Genomic DNA, 22,853 nt, shown 5'->3' on the forward strand with positions numbered 1-22,853 from the left:
GGTGCCTCCATAGATGGGGTCGGCGCGACGGCGGCCGGACCGCTCCCCCGAGAGTAGGGGGGAGCGTCCGGCCGCGTCTTCACTGTGCCTGCCCCGCGATTGCGGAGCTTGGGGGTGGGCCGGATGCCGACCTGGTTACTTCTTCTTGACCTCGACCTGCGTGAAGACCGGGTCACCGAAGGAGTCGTACTTCACGTTCTGGACGTTGTTCGACCAGCCGGCGTTGGTCTTGTAGTACCACAGCGGGATGACCGGCATGTCCTTGGCCAGCACGGCCTCGGTCTGCTGGTACAGCGAGGTGGTCTGGTCGACGCTGGTCGCCTTGTCGGCGTCCTTGGCGAGCTTGTCGAACTCCGGGCTGGAGTACTGCGAGTCGTTCGCCGAGGCACCCGTGCTGTACAGGTCGCGCAGGAAGTTGGCGTTCAGCGGGTAGTCCTGCTGCCAGCCGGACCGCATGATGCTGGCGACCTTGTGACCGTCGATCAGGTCACGGGCGGTCTTGAAGTCGGGCTTCGGGTCGCCGGTGCACTCGACGCCGGTGGCCTGGCGGATGGAGTTGCAGACCGCGTCCACCCACTCCTTGTGACCGCCATCGGCGTTGTAGAGGATGGTGACCTTGTTGTTCGGAGCGCCGCCGCCCTCCTGGATGAGCTGCTTGGCCTTGGCCGGGTTGTACGTGCAGGACTCGCCACAGGTGCCCTGCTTGTAGCCGGCGACGCCCGGGGCGACCCAGCTGTCGGCGGGCTGGCGCGAACCCTGGAGCACCGTCTTGGTGATGGTGTCACGGTCGATGGCCATCGACAGACCCTGGCGGACCTTGGCCTTCTCGGGGGCCTTCCACGCCGCGTCGTACATGGCGAAGGAGATGGTGGTGATGCCACCCATCGGCTGGTCCACGGCGCGGTTGCCGAGGTCGGCCTTGTACTTCGGCAGGTCGGTCGGGTCGACCTGGTCGAGAACGTCCAGGGTGTCCGAGGTGAGCTCCTTGTAGGCAGCCTCGGCCTGGGTGTAGTTCTTGAAGACGATGCCGCCGTTCTTCGGCTTGTCCTCGCCCTTGTAGTTGGCGTACGTCTTCAGCGTGACGGCCTTGTTGTGCTCCCAGCTCACGAACTGGTACGGGCCGTTGCCGATCGGGTGCTCGCCGTACTTCTTCGGGTCCGCGAAGAAGCCCTTGGGCAGCGGCGAGAAGGCGGTGTAGCCGAGCTTGTACGTGAAGTACGACACCGGCTGGACGAGGTCGATCTGGATCGTCTTGTCGTCGATCGCCTTCAGACCGGACATCTTGTGGACCGACGACTGACCCTTCTCGGGGTGCACGTCGGTGTAACCGGCGATGTCCGAGAACCAGTTGGAGTTCACCTGGTTGTTCGCGACGTCGGCCGACCAGTTCCACGAGTCCACGAAGGACGACGCGGTCACCGGGGTGCCGTCGTGGAAGGTCCACCCGGACTTGATGGTGATCTTGTAGTGCTGGGAGTCAGTGGTCTCGATCTTCTCGGCCACCTGGTTCCGCAGCTTGCCCGTCGCCGGGTCGTAGTCCGTCAGGCCGCGGAACAGGTTCTTGACGATGCGTCCGCCACCGACCTCCATGGCGTTGGCCGGCTGCAGCGGGTGCTGCGGCTCGGTGCTCTGGTAGCTGTAGACGGCGTTGGCGTCCACCTCTGCCTTCGCATCGGATCCCTTGCCATCGCCACCGCCGCAAGCGGTGACGCCCAGGGCGATGATTGCCGCTCCCGCGACCCACTTGGCGCTCGTAGCACCACGCATGGGTTTCCTCCTCATGAGTCCACTTGTCACTACAAGAGGGGTACTTCTACGCGCGCTGACACCCCTGACAGCGCTTCTACGCCAAGTACCCCGAGTGTGCTCGTGAGTCGGCACTCCCCACAGTGCGTGACCCATTGACCCGAGCTCAATGGAGCCAACTATTAAGTACGGCCGGGCTGTAAACCACACTTAAAGGGTCTCGTTTTGACAACATCGGTATAGGTCAACGGCCCGAAATCCGGACAAAATGAGCACAGACAGACACCCCCGAAACGGACCGTTAACACATCTTCCGGAGAGCGACGGTCGATATCCGAACAGGATGCCCCTTAAAACAACTTGACCGTAGAGCCCCGCGGCGGCCCTCCAGGGGCCTCTTTGACAGTCCTTTGTACTTGATCGCCCGTGCGTGCGTACGCCGCCGTCCAAACCTCCCGCGGCACGCCGAAGGCCCGGCCCCGCGGACTGCGCGGGGCCGGGCCTTCGAGGCGTACGGGGTACGTCAGTTGCGCTTGGCACGGGAGGCGGTGCGGCCGCGCTCCTTGGCGTCCAGGACGACCTTGCGGATGCGCACGGCCTCCGGGGTCACCTCGACGCACTCGTCGTCGCGGCAGAACTCCAGGGACTGCTCCAGGGAGAGCTTGCGCGCCGGCACCACGTTCTCGGTGTTGTCGGCGGAAGCCGCACGCATGTTGGTGAGCTTCTTCTCCTTGGTGATGTTCACGTCCATGTCGTCGGCGCGGGAGTTCTCGCCGACGATCATGCCCTCGTAGACCTCGGTGCCGGGCTCGGTGAACAGCACACCGCGCTCCTGCAGGTTGATCATGGCGAAGGGGGTCACCGAACCCGCGCGGTCGGCCACGAGCGAGCCGTTGTTACGGGTCGTCAGGGTGCCGAACCAGGGCTCGTGGCCCTCGTGGATCGAGTGGGCGATGCCGGTGCCGCGGGTGTTCGTGAGGAACTCCGTACGGAAGCCGATGAGGCCGCGGGAGGGGACCACGAACTCCATGCGGACCCAGCCGGAGCCGTGGTTCGACATGTTGTCCATGCGGCCCTTGCGCACGCCCATGAGCTGCGTGACCGCGCCCATGTGCTCCTCGGGCACGTCCACCGTGAGGCGCTCGACGGGCTCGTGGGTCTTGCCGTCGACCTGCTTGGTGACCACCTGCGGCTTGCCGATGGTCAGCTCGAAGCCCTCGCGGCGCATCTGCTCGACCAGGATGGCGAGCGCGAGCTCACCACGGCCCTGGACCTCCCAGGCGTCGGGACGCTCGGTGTCGAGCACGCGGAGCGAGACGTTGCCGATGAGCTCGCGGTCGAGGCGGTCCTTGACCTGGCGGGCGGTGACCTTGCGGTCCTTGACGGTCGCCTTGGCGTCCGCGCCCTTGCCGGAACCACCGCGGCCGACGAGCGGCGAGGTGTTGGTGCCGATGGTCATGGAGATGGCCGGCTGGTCGACCGTGATCAGCGGCAGCGCGATCGGGTTCTCCGGGTCGGCCAGGGTCTCGCCGATCATGATGTCGGGGATGCCGGCGACGGCGCAGATGTCACCGGGGCCCGCGACCTCGGCCGGCTTGCGGGTGAGCGCCTCGGTCATCATCAGCTCGGTGATGCGGACGTTGGAGATCGTGCCGTCCCGCTTGATCCACGCGACCGTCTGGCCCTTGCGCAGCTCGCCCTGCTCGACGCGCAGGAGCGCGATGCGGCCGAGGAAGTTGTCGGCGTCGAGGTTGGTGACGTGCGCCTGGAGCGGGGCGCTCTCGTCGTACTCGGGGGCCGGGACGCTGGAGAGGATCGTCGAGAAGAACGGCTCCAGGTTCTCGCTGTCGGCCGGGACGGTGCCGTCCTCCGGCTTGGTCAGCGAGGCGACGCCGTCACGGGCGCAGGCGTAGACGATCGGGAACTCGATCTGGTCCTCGTCCGCGTCCAGGTCGAGGAAGAGGTCGTACGTCTCGTTGACGACCTCGTCGATCCGGGAGTCCGGGCGGTCCGTCTTGTTGATGCACAGGATGACGGGCAGCCGCTGCTGGAGCGCCTTGCGCAGCACGAAGCGGGTCTGCGGCAGGGGGCCCTCGGAGGCGTCCACGAGCAGCACGACCGCGTCCACCATCGACAGGCCGCGCTCGACCTCGCCACCGAAGTCGGCGTGGCCGGGGGTGTCGATGATGTTGATGGTGATGACGTCGCCGCCATCCTTGGGGTGGTACTTGACGGCCGTGTTCTTGGCCAGGATCGTGATGCCCTTCTCACGCTCCAGGTCGTTGCTGTCCATCATGCGGTCGTCGAGCGACTCGGCGGCGTGCGCGGCGAAGGCACCGGCCTGCTTGAGCATGGCGTCGACCAGGGTGGTCTTGCCGTGGTCGACGTGGGCGACGATGGCGACGTTACGGATGTCGTGGCGCGTGGGCATACTGACTGGCGCTTCTCTCGATCGTGGGATCAGGCGTCTGACGCGGTCGAGTCCTCGTCCGCCCGCCGGGCAGACAGGCCACGGCTCCCCCCATGGTACGGGGCCGCCGCGCCGACGGCCTCCCGGGCCGTTTCCATCGATCTCGTGCAGGGGTGTGCGTCGTGCTTGAGCCTGGGTCAGGGGCGTCTACGACCTTGCCCGCCGGCGGGGCCGGCGGGCAAGGGACTTGAGCAGGTTCTGAGCTTGGGGCCGCATTGGGTCCACGGCTCTGACCTGCTGGTTTGCTTTTCTCCTGCTGGTTGTTCGTCTGCTACTTCTTGGTGTTCGCCGATCCGTCGGATCCCGTTTGCGGCTTCTTGAACCCGATGTCCTCGAAGTTCGGGGCCGCGAAGCCGAAGGCGCCGGCATTGGCGACATTGGGCTTGACCGCGACCAGCTGCGGGCGCTGGAAGAGCGGGATGGAGCCGGCCGCCGCCCAGATCCTGGCGTCCGCCTTGCGCACGAGATCGCGGGCCTCGTCCTCGTCGAGCTCCCCGGCCGCCTGCTCGAAGAGCTGGTCGATGTGGTCGGTGCCGACCCGGCTGTAGTTCTGTTCGACGAGCAGCGAGCCGTCGGCGGCCGGTTCCGGCTTGGCGAAGATGGGCCGGTCGTCGGTGGCCGGGTAGGCGGTGCCGGGCCACGAGTACAGGGCCAGGTCGAAGTCGCCGGAGGCGATGTGGTCCTTGAAGTAGCTGTCGTCGGCGACCTTGACGATCTCGGTGTTGATGCCGACGTCCTTCAGCATGGCCGCGATCTTGTCGCCGACGCTGCGCAGCGACTGTGATCCGGGGCCCGAGGGCAGCACGAAGCGCAGGGTCAGGGGCTTGCCGTCCTTGCCGAGCGGGCCGCCCTGGGGAGCCGGGGCCGCCGTGCCCTTGGGCGCGTAGGCGCCGGGGGCGCCGCCCTTGAGGCGGGCCTCGGTCTTGGTGTTCCGCTCGGCCTTGCGCGCCTGCTCGGCCGGCTCGGCGTCGAAGAGCGCGGCCTGCTCGCGCAGCGCGGCCCGCTGGAGGGCGGCGGTGCGGGCGGGGGCGAGCACGTGGACCGCCGAGGAGGCGCCGGAGCCGGAGCGGCCGGGCTTGTCGTCGCCGACGATGTAGGTGCCCTCGTCGTCGGGGTGGTTGCCCGCCGCCTGCCGCTTGCCGTCCTCGGACTCCTGCTCGCCGTCGGCCCTGCTGCCCGCCTTGGGAGCCTCCTGCTTGGGCTTCTGGCGGGCCCCGCCGACCGTCCAGCCGGCGTCCGCGAGCAGCGCCCTGGCCTCCTTCTCGTCCTGGCTGCCGAGCGCGTCACTGCTGTCGGCGTACGCGTCCTGGCCGATCAGGGCGAGGTGGCTGCCGGGAGGCTGGGCGGGCAGGCCCAGCGGCTTGAGGACGGCCTCGGCGATCTCCTGGCGGTTCAGCGCGCGGGCCACCGCGCGGCGCACGCGCTCGTCGGAGAGCGGCCCGGAGGCGCCGTTGAGGGCGAGCTGGGTGTAGGCGGGCTCCAGGGTCTTGCGGATCGCGAGGCCGCGCAGCCCGGCCTGCTCCTTGGCGTACTTCTCGACGGCGGCCCGGCTCGCCCTGCGGGCCTCCTGCTCGGCCTCGGCCTTGTCGTCCTCACCGCTGTGGGCGAGGGCCCAGGAGCGCAGCGCGGAGGCGGGGGTGATGGCGGCGGCCGGCCCGTGGGCGACGGCCTGGCCCTTGTCGCGTTCGGCCAGGGTGATGCGGTCGGCGTCCGCGCGGTCGATCTCGGCGAGGTCGACGGTGCCGTCGGCGAGCGCGGCGGCCCGTTTGTCGCGGGGCACGGCCTGGAGCACGAGGGTGTCGAGCTTGGCGGGGCGGCCCCACCAGCGCGGGTTGCGCTCCAGGGTGACGGCGCCCTTGGCGCGGTCGGCCTCCTTGATCCGGAAGGCGCCGGCGGTCGCCTTCAGCCGGCTGCGGGCGCCGTCGTTGAAGGCGTCGGGGGTGCCGGTGACGTCCTTCGGGTAGAGCGGGCTGAACAGGGCGCGCCAGTCCGCGTAGGGCTTGGCGAAGGTGACCTTGACCTCCAGGTTGTTGGCGCCCCTCTCGATCTTCTCGATGCGCTCGTACCCGGCGTTGCGGGCGGTCCAGTAGGCCGCGTCCTTGCCGCTGAGCGCCCGCCACTGGGCGACGAAGTCCGGCGCGCCGATCTCGCGGCCGTCGCTCCACACCGCCTTCTGGTTGAGCTTGTACAGGACGACCTGCTTGGGCTCGCGCTGGACGATCTCGGCGGACTCCAGGTAGTCGGCGTTGCGCCGGGGCCGGCCGTGCTCGTCCAGCGTGAACAGCGCGGGCAGCACCGCCTGGGCGACGCGCTGGGTCGCGTTGTCGGCGTCGGCCTGGAAGGTGTTGAGCGTCTCGGGCATCGCGTCGACGGCCCACTTCAGGGTGCCCCCGTCGGCGACGTTCTCCCGCGCCGCGGCCCCGATGTCCTGGGGCGCGGCGTCCGCCTCGGCCCCGCCGCCGGAGGAGCCGCAGCCGGTCAGGACGGGGAGCGCGAGCACCCCGGTGGTCAGGAGCGCGACGGAGCGAGACCGGAGGGAGGCCGCGGTCCGGATCGCCGCGACGATCCGGGACGCCCTCCCGTTCTGGTCACCGACGTAGGACATGGCGTGTACCTCTTCGTCAGATTTATGGGGCTTGGTGCCATTTCGCGATGATCACACCTATCCCAGCCACTGAAGAGGACGACCTCCGCGCCCCGGCGGCGACACGGCGCAGCGCCCCCCGAACCCCACCCGTGCGGCCGAACCCCACCCGTGCGGGCGAACGCCCCCGCCGGCCCGGCCGCCCGGTACCGCGCCCGGCGCCCCGCCCTGCGGCGCGCCCTGCGGCGCGCCCGCTTGCCGCAGGGGGCGCACCGCCACCGCGCGACCCCACAACCCCGTGCACGCACCTTCACAACCGCGCATAGGAGGCGCGACACTCTCAGGCGCATGAACATTGCCCCCCGCTCCGGCGAAAGGCAGGCAAGTCATGTCCCTGCACGATGAGTTGACGACGGCTCAGCGCTGTCTGGACGACCTGGTGCGCACCGTCGGACGGCTGGAGCAACAGGTCGGGCCCGGCCTGGACATCCGCCGGGTACGCACCGACACCGACCATCTGCGCGAGAGCCTCGCCCTGCTGCGCGCTGCGGCACCGCCCGGCGCGGCACCGGCCGGGCCCGACCTCGTCACCATTCCCGACACCCCCTATGACGCCTCGCTGTGGACCGACTCGGACGACGAAGGGCTCGGGAGCACCAGGTCCCGCGGCCGGCGCACCCCCTGACCTCCTCTGGAGCCACTCTTGGCCACAGGTACGGAACCCTCTCCCCCGGCGGGGGGCGGCACCGGCGTCCACGACGCCTCGCGCGCCGCGATCGGCCCCCGCCATCTGCGCACCGACCGGTGGTGGCTGGCGCCGGCCGTGACCGCGGCGGGGCTGCTCGCCTTCGTCGTGTACTCGACCTGGCGCGCGTTCGCGAACGCGGACTACTACCACGCGCCCTACGTCTCGCCGTTCTACAGCCCGTGCCTCGCCGACAACTGCGCGCCGATGCGGCACGGTCCGAACGCGGACGTCTTCGGCAGCTGGTGGAGCCTGTCCCCCGCGCTGCTCATCCTGATCTTCCCGCTCGGCTTCCGGCTGACCTGCTACTACTACCGCAAGGCGTACTACCGGGGCTTCTGGGCCTCACCGCCCGCCTGCGCGGTGGCCGAGCCGCACCGGCGGTACTCGGGCGAGACCCGCTTCCCGCTGATCCTGCAGAACGCCCACCGGTACTTCTTCTACTTCGCGGTCCTGGTCGCCGGGATCCTGACGTACGACACCGTGCTGTCGTTCCGCGACGAGCACTACCGGTGGGGCCACATGGGGCTGGGCAGCCTCCTGTTCCTGGTCAACATCGCGCTGATCTGGACGTACACCCTGTCCTGCCACTCCTGCCGGCACATCGTCGGCGGCCGGCTGCGGCACTTCTCGCGGCATCCGGTGCGCTACCGGCTGTGGGGCTGGGTCGGAAAACTGAATGAGCGTCACATGCTGCTGGCCTGGGCGTCGTTGATCAGTGTCGCGCTGGCCGACTTCTACGTGTACCTGCTCGCCACCGGGACGTTCGACGATCCGAGGTTCTTCTAGACATGACACAACTCGAACGGCAGCAGTGGGACGTCGTCGTGGTGGGCGCGGGCGGCGCCGGCCTGCGGGCCGCGATCGAGGCGCGGGAGCGGGGCAGGCGCACGGCGGTGATCTGCAAGTCCCTCTTCGGCAAGGCGCACACCGTCATGGCCGAGGGCGGCATCGCGGCCTCGATGGGCAATGTGAACTCCGGCGACAACTGGCAGGTCCACTTCCGCGACACGATGCGCGGCGGCAAGTTCCTCAACCAGTGGCGCATGGCGGAGCTGCACGCACGTGAAGCACCCGAGCGCGTCTGGGAGTTGGAGACCTGGGGCGCGCTGTTCGACCGCACCCCCGACGGCCGGATCTCGCAGCGCAACTTCGGCGGTCACGAATACCCAAGGCTCGCGCACGTCGGCGACCGCACCGGGCTCGAACTGATCCGCACCCTCCAGCAGAAGATCGTGAGCCTCCAGCAGGAGGACAAGCGGGAGTTCGGGGACTACGAAGCGCGCCTGAAGGTCTTTCAGGAGTGCACCGTCACACGGGTGTTGAAGGACGGCGAGCGCGTCAGCGGCACGTTCTGCTACGAGCGCGAGAGCGGACGGTTCTTCGTCCTTGAGGCACCCGCGGTGGTGCTGGCCACCGGCGGGATCGGCAAGTCCTTCAAGGTGACCTCCAACTCCTGGGAGTACACCGGCGACGGACACGCCCTCGCACTGCTGGCCGGGGCGCCGCTCCTGAACATGGAGTTCGTGCAGTTCCACCCCACCGGCATGGTCTGGCCGCCGTCGGTCAAGGGCATCCTGGTCACCGAGTCGGTGCGTGGCGACGGCGGGGTGCTCAGGAACTCCGAGGGCAAGCGGTTCATGTTCGACTACGTGCCGGACGTCTTCAAGGAGAAGTACGCGGAGTCCGAGGAGGAGGGCGACCGCTGGTACGAGGACCCGGACCACAACCGCCGGCCGCCCGAACTGCTGCCCCGCGACGAGGTCGCCCGCGCCATCAACGCCGAGGTCAAGGCCGGCCGCGGCACCCCGCACGGCGGCGTCTTCCTCGATGTGTCGACTCGGATGCCGGCCGAGGTGATCCGGCGCCGACTGCCGTCGATGTACCACCAGTTCAAGGAGCTGGCGGACGTCGACATCACGGCCGAGGCGATGGAGGTCGGGCCCACCTGCCACTACGTGATGGGCGGCATCGCGGTCGACTCCGACTCGGCGGCGGCCCGCGGCGTGCCGGGTCTGTTCGCGGCCGGCGAGGTGGCCGGCGGCATGCACGGCTCGAACCGGCTCGGCGGCAACTCGCTCTCCGACCTCCTGGTGTTCGGCCGGCGGGCCGGGCTGCACGCCGCCGCGTACGCCGACTCGCTCGCCGTGCGCCCCGCCGTGGACGAGATGCAGATCGACACGGCCGCGGCCGAGGCACTGCGCCCGTTCAGCGCGGAGAGCCCCGAGGACGGCGCACCCGCGGAGAACCCGTACACCCTGCACCAGGAACTCCAGCAGGCCATGAACGACCTGGTCGGCATCATCCGCCGGGAGGGCGAGATGCGCCAGGCGCTGCACCGGCTCGCCGATCTGCGCGCCCGGGCCCGGCGGGCCGGGGTCGAGGGGCACCGCCAGTTCAACCCGGGCTGGCACCTCGCGCTCGACCTGCGCAACATGCTCCTGGTGAGCGAGTGCGTGGCGCGGTCCGCCCTGGAGCGCACCGAGAGCCGCGGCGGCCACACCCGGGAGGACTGGCCCGCGATGGACCGCTCCTGGCGTCGCGTGAACCTGCTGTGCCGGCTGGCCGACCCCACCGACGGCCTCGCGCCGCCCGAGTCGGAGCGCGGCCAGATCCGGCTGGTGCGCGAGGAGACCGACCCCGTCCGTGCCGATCTGCTCTCCCTCTTCGAGAAGGAGGAGCTGGTGAAGTACCTCGCCGAAGAGGAGCTCAAGAGTTGAGTACGTACGATGCGAGCTTCCGGATCTGGCGCGGCGACACCGGCGGCGGTGAGCTCACCGACTTCACGGTCGAGGTGAACGACGGCGAGGTGGTCCTCGACATCGTCCACCGCCTCCAGGCCACCCAGGCCCCCGACCTCGCGGTCCGCTGGAACTGCAAGGCGGGCAAGTGCGGTTCGTGCAGCGCGGAGATCAACGGCCGGCCGCGGCTGATGTGCATGACGCGCATGTCGGTGTTCGACCCGGCGGACGTCATCACCGTCACTCCGCTGCGGGCGTTCCCGGTGGTGCGCGACCTCGTCACGGACGTGTCCTTCAACTACGCGAAGGCGCGCGAGGTCCCGGCGTTCGTGCCTCCCCGGGGAGTGGCGCCCGGCGAGTACCGGATGGCGCAGGTCGACGTGGAGCGCTCGCAGGAGTTCCGCAAGTGCATCGAGTGCTTCCTGTGCCAGGACACCTGCCACGTGGTGCGCGACCACGAGGAGAACAAGGCGGCCTTCGCGGGCCCGCGCTTCCTGATGCGCGTGGCCGAGCTCGACATGCACCCGCTGGACGCCGCGTCCGAGGAGGGCCTCGACCGCAAACGCACCGCCCAGGACGAGCACGGACTCGGCCTCTGCAACATCACCAAGTGCTGTACGGAGGTGTGCCCCGAGCACATCAGGATCACCGACAACGCGCTGATCCCGCTGAAGGAGCGGGCGGTGGACCGCAAGTACGACCCGCTGGTGTGGCTGGGCAACAAGATTCACCGCAGGCCGAGTTGACGCTCCGTCAGCTCCAGCCCGCCCGATAGGCCGCCCAGTCCTCGTCGCGCTCCGCGAAGTCGACGTACAGGGCGACGCCGAAGTTCTGCCGGCGGCGGTCGGTGCGGGCCAGGCCCAGCCGGGCGCCGCGCACGGCCGCCTCCACGGTCTCGGCGCCGCCGTGGTGGGACATGCTCTCGTCGTCGTAGAACGGCAGCCCCATGAGCAGGTCGGTCCGCTCGGGCGTGACCTGCAGGGCGAGCGCGGTCTGGCGCGCGACGTAGCCGCCGTACATGCTCTGCACGGGCATGGCCGTGTCGTACGACATCACGGCGATCTGGTCGACCCGGCGGGCCACCTGCCCGAAGTAGGACTGCGACCACCATTTGCCGTGCCCCGTCAGCGAGTCGGCGACGGAGTGCAGGGCGGGCAGCGGGTCTATCTGGTGCGCGGCGACCGAGAGGAGGGCGCCGCGCTGCCGGGTCAGGGCGTGCAGGGCGTCGAGCAGCGCGAGGTAGTTCCGATCGCCCGAGGGCAGGGGCTCCAGGTCGAAGTGGACGCCGTCGAAGCGGGCGCGGTCCAGGACCTGGCGGGCGGTGGTGACCACGGCGGTGCGGGTCCCGGGGTCCTCCAGCCGCAGCCCCACCGGGCCCTCGCTCGCCAACTGGTCGCCCAGCCAGGCCTGTACGCGCACCCCCGGCAGCCTGCGGTGCACCCCGGCCACCAGCCACGCGGCCCTGGGGTAGCGGGCGGCGGAGAGGGTGCCGTTGTGTTCGAGGGGGCCGGTGTGTACGAACAGGTCCTTGATGCCGCTGCCCCGCACCTTGGCGGCGAAGGCGTCGAGGTCCTGCTCGCTCTTGCGCCCGTCGACCCAGGCGTGGCCGAGCCAGTACGCGTCGTGGCCGCGGGTCCTCGTGCCCTCGCCCGGGACTCCCGCGTACGCGGCGCGCAGGGCGACGGTGGGGGCTGCCAGCAGGACGGCCAGGACGAGGCTCGTGGCGCCCAGGGCCCGGCGCGCCCTGCGCCCTCCGCTGCCGCGCCACCACGTGCGTATGCCGCCCACCCCGTGCGCCTCCCCCTGCGGTGCCATACCCCCAGCGTAACGACCCCCCGCCCCGCCACCCCTGCCCGCACACGCAGTTCCCCGCACCCCTAGGTCGACTGTCGACTGCGGCCCGCCCTCGGCCGCTCGCGCAGTTCCCCGCGCCCCTAGGTTCACCGTCAACTGCGGCCCACCGTCGGCTGGTCGCGCAGTTCCCCGCGCCCCTGACAGGACCGAGGCGCCCAGCGCGGGCAGTTACCCACCCGCGACCCGCAGCCGACAGCGGGGTTAGGGGGCGCGAGGAACTGCGCGACCAGCCACGCACGGCCCGCAGCCGACAGCGGGGTTAGGGGCGCGGGGAACTGCGCGAGAACCACCCACGGCCCGCAGCCGACAGCGGGTTTCAGGGGCGCGAGGAACTGCGCGACCAGCCACCCACGGTCCGCAGCCGACAGCGGGGTTAGGGGCGCGAGGAACTGCGCGACCAGCCACGCGCGGCCCGCAGGCGCAAGCGGGACCAGGGGCGCGGGGAACTGCGCGAACGGCCACGCGCGGCCCGCGGGCGCGAGCGGGGTCAGAACATGCTCAGGAGCTGTTCTTCCGTCAGCTCCGCCGGAGGCGACTCCCCGTCCGGAAGGGCAAGCTCGAACCAGACCGTCTTGCCCCGAGGCGTCCGCCGAGCCCCCCACGCCGCACTGAGCAACCCCACCAGCTGAAGCCCCCGCCCCCCCTCGTCGGTGTCCCGCGCCCGCCGCCGCCGCGGCTGCACGAGCCCCGCGTCCCACACCTCGCACACCAGCGTGCGGTCGCGCAGGAGACGGAGCCGGATCTCCCCGTCCCCGTAGCGCAGCGCGTTGGTGACCAGCTCGCTGACCAGGAGCTCGGTGGTGTCGACGAGGTCGCCGAGGTCCCAGGCGAGCAGTTGGGTGCGGGCCAGTTCGCGGGCCCGTCCCACCGAGCGGGGCTCGCGCGGCAGCCGCCAATCGCCGACCGCGTCCGCGGGCAGGCCCTGGATGCGGGCGAGCAGGAGGGCGATGTCGTCCTCGCCGTGCCGGGTGTCGAGCGAGCCGAGCACCTGGTCGCAGACGTCCTCCAGGGGCCGGTCCGGGTCGGTGAGGGTCTTGCGGAAGGCGTTGAGGCCCTCTTCGAGGGGGTGGTCGCGCGACTCGACCAGGCCGTCGGTGTACAGGGCGAGCAGCGCGCCCTCGGGCAGGTCGACCTCGACCTCCTCGAAGGGCTCGCCGCCGACCCCGAGCGGCAGCCCCGGCGGCACGTCGAGCAGCATCGCGGGCTCCCCCGGGTCGTCGCCGGGTTCGACCAGGACGGGCGGCAGGTGCCCGGCGTTGGCGAACGTGCAGCGGCGGGTGACCGGGTCGTACACGGCGTACACGCAGGTCGCCAGGTACACCTCGGAGAGGTCGGCGTCGCGGGACTTGTGCGCGACGCGGGACGCCTGCTGGCTGCCGCCGGGCGCGCCGAGACCGCGGGCGATCTCGTCCAGGTGCGAGAGCACTTCGGCGGGCTCCAGGTCGAGCAGGGCCAGCGTCCGCACCGCGGTGCGCAGTTCGCCCATGGCGACGGCGGCGCGCAGACCGCGTCCCATGACGTCGCCGATGACGAGCGCGGTGCGGTGGCCCGGCAGCTCGATCACGTCGAACCAGTCGCCGCCCACCTCGGACTCGGCGCTGCCGGGCAGGTAGCGGCAGGCGATGTCGAGCCCGGCGGCCTCGGGGTCGCCCGGCGGCAGCAGGGAGCGCTGGAGGATCAGCGCGCGCTCGTGCTCCCTGCGGTAGAGGCGGGCGTTGTCGATGCAGACGGCGGCGCGCGAGGCGAGTTCGGTGGCGAGCGCGCGGTCGCGTTCGCCGAACGGTTCGCTGCCCTTGGCGCGGGCGAACTGCACCAGGCCGACGACGGTGTCGTGGGCCACCATGGGCACGGCCAGGATGGTGTGCACCAGCCCGCCGTCGGCCCCCCGCACGGTGTGCACGCGGGCCGTGCGCAGGGCGCTCGCGTACGGGGTGTGGAAGGGGTAGCGGTGCACGTCGCCCACGCCCACCGCGTGCTCGCCCCCGGTCAGCGGCCCGTCCGAGACGGCGCTGGCGAAGGCGACGCGGCGCAGCTCGCCGGGGCCCTCGGGGGTGCCGGAGGCGGGTTCGTCGCCGGTGAGCAGGGCCTGGTAGAGGTCGACGGACGCCAGGTCGCAGAAGCCCGGGACGGTGATGTCGAGCAGTTCGCGGGCGGTGGTCTCCAGGTCGAGGGAGTTGCCCATGCGGGCGCCCGCCTCGTTGAGGAGCGCCAGGTTGCGGCGGGCGTCGGCGGCCTCGCGGGCGGCGTTGTGACGGCGGGTCACGTCGATGCCGAGGCCCGCGACGCCGATCGGGCGGCCGGTGCCGCTGTGCACCCGGTAGAGGTTGATCGACCAGTGCCGGCGGTCGGAGCCGCCGGGGGCCGCGCCGACTATCTGGAGGTCGTTGACGGATTCCCCGGTCTCCAGGACGCGTTGCAGCGCCGCCGCCATCCGGTCGGCCTCGGGGCGGCTGAGGTAGTCGTGCACGGTATGGCCGCGGTGCTCCTCGGGGGCGCCGCCGAAGACGGTGGCGAACCGGCGGTTGGTGCGCAGCACCGTGAGGTCCGTACCGAACAGCAGGAAGCCGTAGGGAGATTGACCGAATATGGCCTGCGAGGCGGCCAGGTCGGTCTCGATGCCGCGCAGAGCGCGTACGTCCACGACGATACAGAGGGCCGCGCGTTCGTCGGTGGCGGTACGGCTCGGCATGACGTACAGCTCGGCGAGACCCTGGGCGCGCTCGCCGCCGTCGGCCGACGGCATCCGGAACGGGACGACGCCCGTCCATTCCTTGCCGTCCAGGATCTCCGCGACCCGGCGGTGCCCGCGCGGGCGCAGCTCGGGGGGCATGAAGGCCTCTACGGGATCGCGCCCGATCACGGCCGTCGCGGCCAGGCCGAACTGCTCCTCGGCCCGCAGGCTCCACTGCTCGATCAGCCCGTCGGGCCCGATCGAGAACGAGGCGACGCGTATGTAGTCATAGATCGAGCCAGGCGGACTGCTCTGCCACACGACATCGCCAGCCGTCTCAGGTATCTCGCTCACGCGACCGTCCCCTCCAGCTCACCGCACCGGACCGGCCTTGACCGCAGTATTCAGCACTACGGCCCCAGCAGGCACGGCGTTCACGATCACATCCCGGTCTCGTTCTTTTCCAGCCGTTGTCGGCGGGTTCCCGGTCCGGGCCTTGTGATCGTCCGTCCCTCCCTCCTTCTAACCATGCAGAGCCAGCTCGAACCACACGGTCTTGCCCGTTCTGCCACGGCGGGTCCCCCAGCGCCGCGCGGAACAGGCCACGAGCTGCATCCCGCGGCCCCCTTCGTCGTCGATTCCGGCGGTGCGTTCGACGGGCGGATCCGGAATCGGGTCGGACACCTCGACGAGCAGGGTGGTGGCGTCGAGCAGGTCGAGCCGCACCCCGATGGGCCCGGAGGCGTACCGCAGCGAGTTGGTGACCAGCTCGCTGACGAGCAGGACGGCCACGTCCACGGAAGCGGAATCGAGGGCCCAGCCGCGCAGGGCGTCCCGGACGGCGTGCCTGGCGGTCCGTACGGCTCCCGGTTCAGCAGGGAAGGTCCACTCGGCGCACTCGCCCGAGGTGTCGATCACGCCGATCACCCGTATCCGAAGTCCGGGGGGTTTGAAAACGGTTAATAGGCACATACCCGAAATTTGGTATGCCGTATCCCTTTATGGGGCGTATGGCGGCACCGTGGCGCACATTCCGGGGCGTTGACCCGACCGGCGTCGGACGGCCGGCGCTCGGCCCCGTTCAGCCTCGGTCGGCATCGGTCGGCATCGGTCGGCCTGAGCCTCAGGCCAGCTCGCCCGCGGACTTGAGATCGTCGAACAGCAGCTGGTCGACGGGGGGCACCCGGTCGCGGTCGGCGTACGAGAACCACGCCATGTCCTCGATCTCGCTGCTCGGCGCGAGTTCGCCCCGGTACTCGGCGGTGTAGCAGGCCATCCGCACCACGGCGTCCGCCGGCAGACCCGGACCGCCCGCCTCGTAGGTGCCGACGTGGACGGCCGTCGCGGGATCGAGCCGTACCGTCAGCTCTTCCTCGATCTCCCGCACCAGCGTTTCGAGGTCGCTCTCCGCGCCCTCGCGCTTTCCGCCCGGAATATAGAAGACGCCCTTGCCGCGCGGGCGCGCGCACAGGATGCGGCCCCCCTCGGTCCTCACCCAGGCGACGGTGTCGATCAGCACCCCGGGCTCCTTCCCTGGCGTCCTCGCGTGGCGAACCTGGCCGAGAAGGACCCTACCCGGGGCGCGGGCGTGCGCCGGCCCGCGGGCCGGGGTGGACCGGACCACTGCCGGGCGCGGGCGGGCTGCTGCCGGGCAGGGGCGGGCGACTGCCGGGCGGTGGTGGACCACTACTGGGCGGGGGCGCCGATCCGCTCGACCCAGTACAGCTGCTTGTGGCCCCGGTCGTCGAGGCTGTCCGCGATGCGCTGCGCCTCGGCCTGTGTGGCGTACTTGCCGACGCGGTACTGGTTGCCGTTGTCGTCCTGCCGTATCACCAACCAGCTGAGCACCGCGCCACTGTCGTTCATCGCGCCCCTCCCGGCGTCGGCGTGCAGGTCAGTAAGCATCCGCAGGAAACCCCAATCCGCATATGCCCGAGCCTACGCCTGACCTTTACTCAGCGGATACGTGTTTGCACAAAGAGATACGAATTCGGTCACAGGCCGCAGATACGAAAGGGGCGCACCTCGTGGGTGCGCCCCTTGTCCCTTCCGTTCCGCCGTGCCCGGCGGCCCTACTTCACCGGCAGGTGATAGGCGATCCGATAGCGGTCGGCGGGGACGACCACGTCGGCCGTCTCCACCGCGAGGCCCGAGGCGAAGTACGTCCGCTCGATGACGAGCACGACATGGCCGGGGACTCCGCCGAGCGTCAGGAGTTCCTCCGCGAGCCCGGGGCGGGCGCCGACCTCCTCGACCACGTTGTCCACCACGATGTCGATCGCGGCCATCCGCTCCACCACCCCGCAGCCGCCGAGCGGCCCCTCCTCGGGCAGCATCACCGGGCTGCGGCCGGTGACCGCGAGCGGCTCCCACGACGTGGACAGCATCATCTGCTCGCCCGCGTCCCGGAACACGTAGCGCGTCCGCATCACGCGGTCGCCCGGACTGATGCCGAGCCGGGCGGCGATCTCGACGCTCGCCTCCTCCTGCTCGCTGTTCGACTCCCAGGTGCCGCGCGCGGCCTCCTCGGCCTGCTCCTGGCGGAACGGGCTCGCCCCCTTGGTGGGCCGGTATCCGGAGCGGGCGACCCGGCGCGGCACCGGACGCTCGCGCACGTACGTGCCCGAACCGGAACGGCCCTCCACCAGGCCCTCCGCCATCAGGACCTTGCGGGCCTCCAGGGCCACCGTGTCCGAAACCCCGTACTCCTCACGGATCCTGGCCTGCGAGGGGAGGCGGGTGTGCGGCGGCAGCGAACCACTCACGATCTTCTGCCTCAGATCGCTGGCTACGCGCAGATAGGCCGGCTGCTCACCGAATGTCACTGGCCACTCCCATCAGGTTGACAGACTGCAACAGCGTGGCAACCGTGGGTTGGCGACCGCAAGCAGAGGCCAAACATTCACTCGAAGTGATGAAGCGCCTCTACCCAGGGCGTACCCGCGGTACAGCGGGTACGTTCTGCCCCTCCCGGGACCTCCTCAGACGCTCTTGGAACCATTGCTTCCGGAACTGCCGCCGGACGCGGGGGCGTTGCCACCGCCGGAGCCACCGCCGGTGCCTCCGCCGCCCGGTCCGCCCGTCGCGCCGCCGGCCCCCGAGTCGCCGTCGGTGGACGGCGGGGTCGTCGCGAGGCGCAGGGCGCCGCGCGCGGTGATCTCGACGGACTGCTTCATCGCGGTGTCCGCCGCACCGGAGTGGAGGTAGAACGCGTCCGCGTCCTGCGTGCCCGCGGCCACCAGCCACTCCTTCTGCGCGGTCCGCAGGCCGTCGATGTACGGCTGGACGGACGGCTTGAGACGGGCCGGCCAGGGGTGCTCGCCCAGCAGGGATGCCTCGGCGGACAGGGTGCCGGAGACCTGGATCGCCCACTTCTGGAACGCGGGCAGGTCGTCCTCGACCTCGTCCTCGTCGGGCGCCTTGGCCATGACCCGGTCGACGCCGTTGACGGCGTCGAGGAAGGCGACCTGGTCGGCGTCGAGCGTGCTGATGTCGTTGCGGACCGAGCCTTCGAGCTTGCTGTGCTCCGAGGCGAACGCGCAGGTGACCGAGTGGTCCCCGAGCCCCCAGCTCTTCGCGCTCGGCGTGTAGTAGTACGGCTCCGCCTCGGCGGGCACCTTCCACCGGTCCATGGCGTACGACTGCTCCACCTCCCAGCACCGCGTGTCCGCCTGGGCGGCGATGGCGCTCGCGCCCGGGTAGGAGGTGCCGGACAACCGGAAGGAGCCGGACACCTCGGCGTCGTGCCTGCCGGAGCACGGCACGATCCGCACCGAGGCGACCTCGCGCTCCAGCTTGCCGCCGGGCACGTCGAAGCAGTCGCCCTTGCGCAGGTCGAGGGTGCTGCGCGAGGAGGCCACGGAGTTGTTCCAGCCACGCTTGAACCCGCTCCAGCCGTCGGCGAGTCCGCCCGTCGCGATCGACACGGCCACCAGGAGCGTGCTGATCGTCGAGAGCACCAGACCGGTGACGGCCATGCCCTTGCCGCGCTGCCCCTTCTTCTTGATCTGCCCGAGGGCGCACACGCCGAGGACCAGACCGAGCGGGGGTATGCAGCACAGGATGCCCGCGACCAGCGAGCCGATGGCCAGGCCGCTCACGGGTGGGCGCTGGGGGGCCTGGGGGTACGGGTACCAAGGCCCCCCGCCATGCACCGGCCCCGGGTGGAGGCCGCCCCCGCCGTCCATGGGCTGCCCCGGATACGGCCCGGGCCCGCCGTGCGTAGGCTGCCCCGGGTACGGGCCGGGCCCGCCGTCCATGGGCTGCCCCGGATACGGGCCGGGCCCGCCGTCCATCGGTTGCCCCGGATACGGGCCGGGCTGTCCCTGCGGCCCCGGCCCCGGCTGCGGCGCCGGCCAGCCGTACCCCTGGCCCGGTTGCGGGGGTTGGGGCTGCCCGGGGGCGGGGGGCGGGGGTATTTCCACGGGTACGGTGCTCCTAGTCGACCTGCTGCGAACTGCTGCGCGATTCCGCATGCTACGCGGTACCATCCCACCCCTTTGCCCCTGGCGGGGCAGGCCAAAGAACCGAGCCCCGGCCCACCTACCAGGGGCGCGGGGAACGCCTCGATCCCGGCCCACCTACAGGGGCGCGAGGAACTGCGCGACCAGCCCACGACGGGTCGCACGGGTCCACGCACATGCGGAAGCTTGCCCTTGCAGGGGCAGGCTGAGGATGTCGGGCGCCGACCCACCTACTAGGGGCGCGGGGAACTGCGCGACCAGCCCACAACGAGCCGCACTCGACCACGCACACGCGGAAGCGTGACACCCCGGTGCGGGGCACCTTCGTCTGCGGACCGTGGGGCCCGTTCGCGCAGTTCCCCGCGCCCCTGGGGGCTGATCTACGCAGTCGACTGCCGGCCGTGCGTGGCTGGGCGCGCAGTTCCTCGCGCCCCTGGGGGGCTGGCCTACGCAGTCGACCGCCGGCCGTGCGTGGCTGGGCGCGCAGTTCCCCGTGCCCCTGGGGGGGCTGGGATTCGCGGTCGGCCGCGGGGCGCAGGGGGCCGGGGGCCCCGGGGGCCGGCCCGCACCCGTGACGCTCCGTATCCACCGAAATGCGGAGCGCCCCACCCCATGCCACGCTGGTCAAGGCCCGGCGGAGCCGAGGGAACAGCCCCGGCCCGCCGCCCCAACACCCCCAGTAGGAGTGACACCAGATGGGCATCAAGGACCAGTTCCAGGACAAGGCGCAGGAGCTCCAGGGCAAGGCCAAGCAGGCCATGGGCGACAAGAAGGGCGACGCTCAGGACCGCGCCCGCCAGGCCCAGGACAAGGGCCAGGACGCGTCGCAGCGCGCCCGCCGGCCGGAGCAGGACCGCTTCGACCAGGACCTCGACGTCTGACGCGAAGCATCCAGCACCCCCAGACGGAAGCGGCGCACCCGCGGCACCGGGTGCGCCGCTTTCGTGCGCCGGGCCCCGCGTGCCGCCCGCACCCCGCACCCCCGATGCACCGCGTGCCACCAGACACCCCCGCACCCCGCACCAAACGACACCCCCGCGTCAGCCCGGTGTCAGGTCGCGACGGGACCATCGGTCGGGCGTGCCCGCAGTCGCGTGGCCGTGTGGGACGGAATCTGGGGGCTCGATGGTCTGGATACAGCGCGTCGCGCCGAGGCCGTTCGCGGCGCGGCGCCTGATCTGCTTCCCGCACGCCGGGGGCTCGCCGTACTTCTTCCAGAACTGGGGCAAGGCACTCGACGGCTTCGAGGTGCACGCCGTCTGCTACCCGGGGCGGGCCGAGCGGATGGCGGAGGCGCCCGCGGAGCACCTGGCCACGATGGCCCGCGACATCGCCGGCGAACTGGCCGAGGCCCTGGCCGAGGACGAGCGGCCCGCCGTGTTCTTCGGGCACAGCATGGGCGCGATCGTCGGGTACGAGACGGCGGTGGCACTCGCGGCCAAGGACGCCGGGCCCGCCCAGGCCCATACCCCGTCCCCCGCCCGAGCCCAATCCCACGTCCACGCCCCGACCCCCGCCCAAGCCCAAACCCCCAACCCCGCCCAAACCCGAGCCCCCACCCACTTCTTCGCCTCCGGCGCGCGGGCCCCGCACCTCATGCGGCCCGACCCGCACGCGTACGGGGACGACGCCTCCGTCGCGGCCGCCCTCGTCGAGCTCGGCGGCACGGATGCCGAACTGCTCGCCAACCCGGCCTTCGTCGAGTTCGTCCTGCCCTACATCGGGGCCGACTTCCGGATGCTGTCCTCGTACTCCGCGACGCGCGCCGCCCCGCTGGAGTGCCCCGTCACCGCGCTGGTCGGCGCGGCCGACCCCCGGGTGAGTGCCGAGCAGGCGTCCGCGTGGCGGGAGGTGACCCGGGGCCCGTTCGCGCTGCACACACCGGCGGGCGACCACTTCTATCTGGCCCAGGAGCCGCCGTTCGGACTCATCGAGCGCTGCGCGAGCGGGTGTTGACGCGGTTGCGCTCGCGGTACATACGGGCCAGCCGGAACGCCAGGTCGAGCGACTGGGTGGAGTTGAGCCGGGGGTCGCACGCCGTCTCGTAGCGGTGGTGCAGTTCCTCGGCGAGCACCGCGTTGCCGCCGCCCACGCACTCGGTGACGTCGTCCCCGGTGAGCTCCACATGGATGCCTCCCGGGTGGCTGCCGAGCGCGTCGTGCACCTCCACGAAGCCGCGCACCTCGTCCAGGATCGCGTCGAACCTGCGGGTCTTGTGGCCGCTGGCCGCGGTGATCGTGTTGCCGTGCATCGGGTCGCTGACCCAACACACCTGCGCCCCCTCGGCGTTGACCTTCTCCACCAGGGTGGGCAGCACATCGCGGATGCGCTCGGCCCCGGCCCGCACCACGAAGGTCAGCCGGCCCGGTTCGCGGTCCGGGTCGAGGCGGTCGATCAGGCCGAGCACCGTGTCGGGCCCGGCGGTGGGGCCGAGCTTGACCGCGATCGGGTTGGCGATCCGCGAGAAGTACTCGATGTGCGCACCGTCCAGGTCCCGGGTCCGCTCGCCGATCCACAGCAGATGGGCGCTGGTGGCGTACGCGCGGCCCGACTCGGAGTCGGTGCGGGTGAGGGCGGCCTCGTAGTCGAGCAGCAGGCCCTCGTGGCCGACGAAGAACTCGGCGGTGCCCAGCTCCCGGGTGTCCACGCCGCAGGCCCGCATGAAGGCGAGGCTGCGGTCGATCTCGTCGGCGAGTTCCTCGTACTGCTCGCCGACGTGCGAGTCGGCCACGAACCCCCGGTTCCAGGCGTGCACCTGGTTCAGGTCGGCGAAGCCGCCCGTGGTCAGGGCGCGCACCAGGTTGAGGGTGGTGGTCGAGGCCTCGTACATCGCGCGCAGCCGGGCCGGGTCGGGGCGCCGGGCCGCGGCGGTGAACTCCAGGCCGTTGACCGCGTCGCCCCGGTAGGAGGGCAGGGTCACGCCGTCGCGCACCTCGTGGTTCTGCGAGCGCGGCTTGGCGTACTGGCCGGCCATCCGGCCGATCTTGACGACGGGCAGGGCGGTGGCGTGGGTGAGCACCACGGCCATCTGCAGCAGCGTCCTCAGCTTGCCGTGGATGCCGTCGGTGGTGGTGCCCGCGAACGTCTCGGCGCAGTCGCCCCCTTGCAGCAGCACGGCCTCGCCCCGGGCGACGGCGGCCATGCGCCGGCGCAGCAGGTCGCATTCGGCGGCGAAGACCAGCGGGGGCGCCTGCTCCAACCCCGCTGTCACGGAACGCAGTTCGGCCCGGTCGGGCCAGTCGGGCTGCTGGGCGGCGGGGCGGGCGCGCCAGGAATGTGCGGCGCCATCGGTGCGCGCATTCAATTCGGTGTCCCAGATGCTGTTTCTCATGACTGCCTCCGGTACGGCGGACGGGGCGGAAGAGCGGCAGAACAATACGGCGAGCGAAATACGGGCGGCGGCCCGTTTCGGTGGGGGGCCGCCACCAGGTCAGCCCAAGAGGACCACCGGGGTCAAGCAATTCCGGAGTGGTCCGTACGAGGAGCGGCGAATTGGTCTGGCCCCTGGGGCGGGCCCGCTGATTTCCTGGTTCCGGCCGCGTGATCCGCGCCGCCACCGGGCCCCATCACCGTATTCAG

The 22,853-nt window shown here is 71.2% G+C and carries 17 protein-coding genes; 6 read left to right on the plus strand and 11 right to left on the minus strand.

The features are described 5' to 3' along the window. Window positions 1–135 precede the first annotated feature (135 nt). The 3 genes from ACGF3I_RS14425 to ACGF3I_RS14435 form a co-directional block, all read right to left on the minus strand. Entirely contained in the window at window positions 136–1,767 is a 1,632-nt protein-coding gene (locus ACGF3I_RS14425) for an ABC transporter substrate-binding protein (protein WP_393131678.1), read from the minus strand. A gap of 502 nt (window positions 1,768–2,269) precedes the next feature. Then, a complete protein-coding gene (gene typA, locus ACGF3I_RS14430; RefSeq protein WP_393131680.1) occupies window positions 2,270–4,177 on the minus strand; it encodes a translational GTPase TypA in 1,908 nt (635 codons plus the stop codon). A gap of 310 nt (window positions 4,178–4,487) precedes the next feature. Next, window positions 4,488–6,821, minus strand: coding sequence for an ABC transporter substrate-binding protein (locus ACGF3I_RS14435; RefSeq protein ID WP_393131682.1), 2,334 nt, complete (start codon window positions 6,819–6,821; stop codon window positions 4,488–4,490). 367 nt (window positions 6,822–7,188) lie between these two features. Here ACGF3I_RS14435 and ACGF3I_RS14440 point away from each other — a divergent pair, with 367 nt between their 5' ends. Genes ACGF3I_RS14440 through ACGF3I_RS14455 form a run of 4 tightly spaced genes read left to right on the plus strand, consistent with a single transcriptional unit; the run spans window position 7,189 to window position 11,032 of the window. Continuing rightward, complete coding sequence (locus ACGF3I_RS14440) at window positions 7,189–7,485, plus strand: hypothetical protein (RefSeq protein WP_393131684.1); 297 nt, start codon at window positions 7,189–7,191, stop codon at window positions 7,483–7,485. 18 nt (window positions 7,486–7,503) lie between these two features. After that, window positions 7,504–8,334 (plus strand): hypothetical protein, encoded by an 831-nt coding sequence (locus tag ACGF3I_RS14445; RefSeq protein ID WP_393131686.1) that lies wholly within the window; start codon window positions 7,504–7,506, stop codon window positions 8,332–8,334. Window positions 8,335–8,336: 2 nt separating this feature from the next. Continuing rightward, window positions 8,337–10,265, plus strand: coding sequence for a fumarate reductase/succinate dehydrogenase flavoprotein subunit (locus ACGF3I_RS14450; RefSeq protein WP_393131688.1), 1,929 nt, complete (start codon window positions 8,337–8,339; stop codon window positions 10,263–10,265). Next, on the plus strand, window positions 10,262–11,032 hold the full coding sequence (locus tag ACGF3I_RS14455; protein WP_393131690.1) for a succinate dehydrogenase/fumarate reductase iron-sulfur subunit: 771 nt from the start codon (window positions 10,262–10,264) through the stop codon (window positions 11,030–11,032). The genes ACGF3I_RS14450 and ACGF3I_RS14455 overlap by 4 nt, the downstream gene beginning before the upstream one ends. Window positions 11,033–11,039: 7 nt before the next feature. Here ACGF3I_RS14455 and ACGF3I_RS14460 read toward each other — a convergent pair whose 3' ends face one another. From ACGF3I_RS14460 to ACGF3I_RS14490, 7 genes are all read right to left on the minus strand, one after another. Next, window positions 11,040–12,101 (minus strand): glycosyl hydrolase family 18 protein, encoded by a 1,062-nt coding sequence (locus tag ACGF3I_RS14460; RefSeq protein WP_393131692.1) that lies wholly within the window; start codon window positions 12,099–12,101, stop codon window positions 11,040–11,042. A gap of 526 nt (window positions 12,102–12,627) precedes the next feature. Continuing rightward, window positions 12,628–15,165, minus strand: a complete 2,538-nt coding sequence (locus ACGF3I_RS14465) for a SpoIIE family protein phosphatase (RefSeq protein WP_393131694.1) — start codon at window positions 15,163–15,165, stop codon at window positions 12,628–12,630. 168 nt (window positions 15,166–15,333) lie between these two features. Then, entirely contained in the window at window positions 15,334–15,738 is a 405-nt protein-coding gene (locus tag ACGF3I_RS14470) for an ATP-binding protein (RefSeq protein WP_393131696.1), read from the minus strand. A 196-nt stretch (window positions 15,739–15,934) separates the two neighbouring features. After that, window positions 15,935–16,330: an NUDIX domain-containing protein gene (locus ACGF3I_RS14475; RefSeq protein ID WP_393131698.1), complete on the minus strand. Its 396-nt coding sequence runs from the start codon at window positions 16,328–16,330 to the stop codon at window positions 15,935–15,937. 167 nt (window positions 16,331–16,497) lie between these two features. After that, on the minus strand, window positions 16,498–16,677 hold the full coding sequence (locus tag ACGF3I_RS14480; RefSeq protein ID WP_393131700.1) for an SPOR domain-containing protein: 180 nt from the start codon (window positions 16,675–16,677) through the stop codon (window positions 16,498–16,500). A gap of 206 nt (window positions 16,678–16,883) precedes the next feature. After that, window positions 16,884–17,636 (minus strand): GntR family transcriptional regulator, encoded by a 753-nt coding sequence (locus ACGF3I_RS14485; RefSeq protein ID WP_393131702.1) that lies wholly within the window; start codon window positions 17,634–17,636, stop codon window positions 16,884–16,886. 156 nt (window positions 17,637–17,792) lie between these two features. Further along, the gene (locus ACGF3I_RS14490; RefSeq protein WP_393131704.1) at window positions 17,793–18,911 is read right to left on the minus strand and encodes a DUF4190 domain-containing protein; all 1,119 of its coding nucleotides are present in this window, start codon (window positions 18,909–18,911) and stop codon (window positions 17,793–17,795) included. 1,058 nt (window positions 18,912–19,969) lie between these two features. On the opposite strand from ACGF3I_RS14490, the gene ACGF3I_RS14495 reads away from it, so the two are divergent. After that, window positions 19,970–20,155 carry a hypothetical protein gene (locus ACGF3I_RS14495; protein ID WP_393131706.1) on the plus strand — a complete coding sequence of 62 codons (186 nt, stop codon included), beginning with the start codon at window positions 19,970–19,972 and terminating at the stop codon, window positions 20,153–20,155. 244 nt (window positions 20,156–20,399) lie between these two features. Then, entirely contained in the window at window positions 20,400–21,230 is an 831-nt protein-coding gene (locus ACGF3I_RS14500) for a thioesterase II family protein (protein WP_393131708.1), read from the plus strand. On the opposite strand, the gene ACGF3I_RS14505 is transcribed toward ACGF3I_RS14500, so the two are convergent. Continuing rightward, window positions 21,202–22,605 carry a class II 3-deoxy-7-phosphoheptulonate synthase gene (locus tag ACGF3I_RS14505; protein WP_393131710.1) on the minus strand — a complete coding sequence of 468 codons (1,404 nt, stop codon included), beginning with the start codon at window positions 22,603–22,605 and terminating at the stop codon, window positions 21,202–21,204. The genes ACGF3I_RS14500 and ACGF3I_RS14505 overlap by 29 nt on opposite strands. Window positions 22,606–22,853: the final 248 nt, after the last annotated feature.

Origin of the sequence: Streptomyces sp. NPDC048111 (genome assembly GCF_043202815.1) — a bacterium.
Classification (GTDB): domain Bacteria; phylum Actinomycetota; class Actinomycetes; order Streptomycetales; family Streptomycetaceae; genus Streptomyces.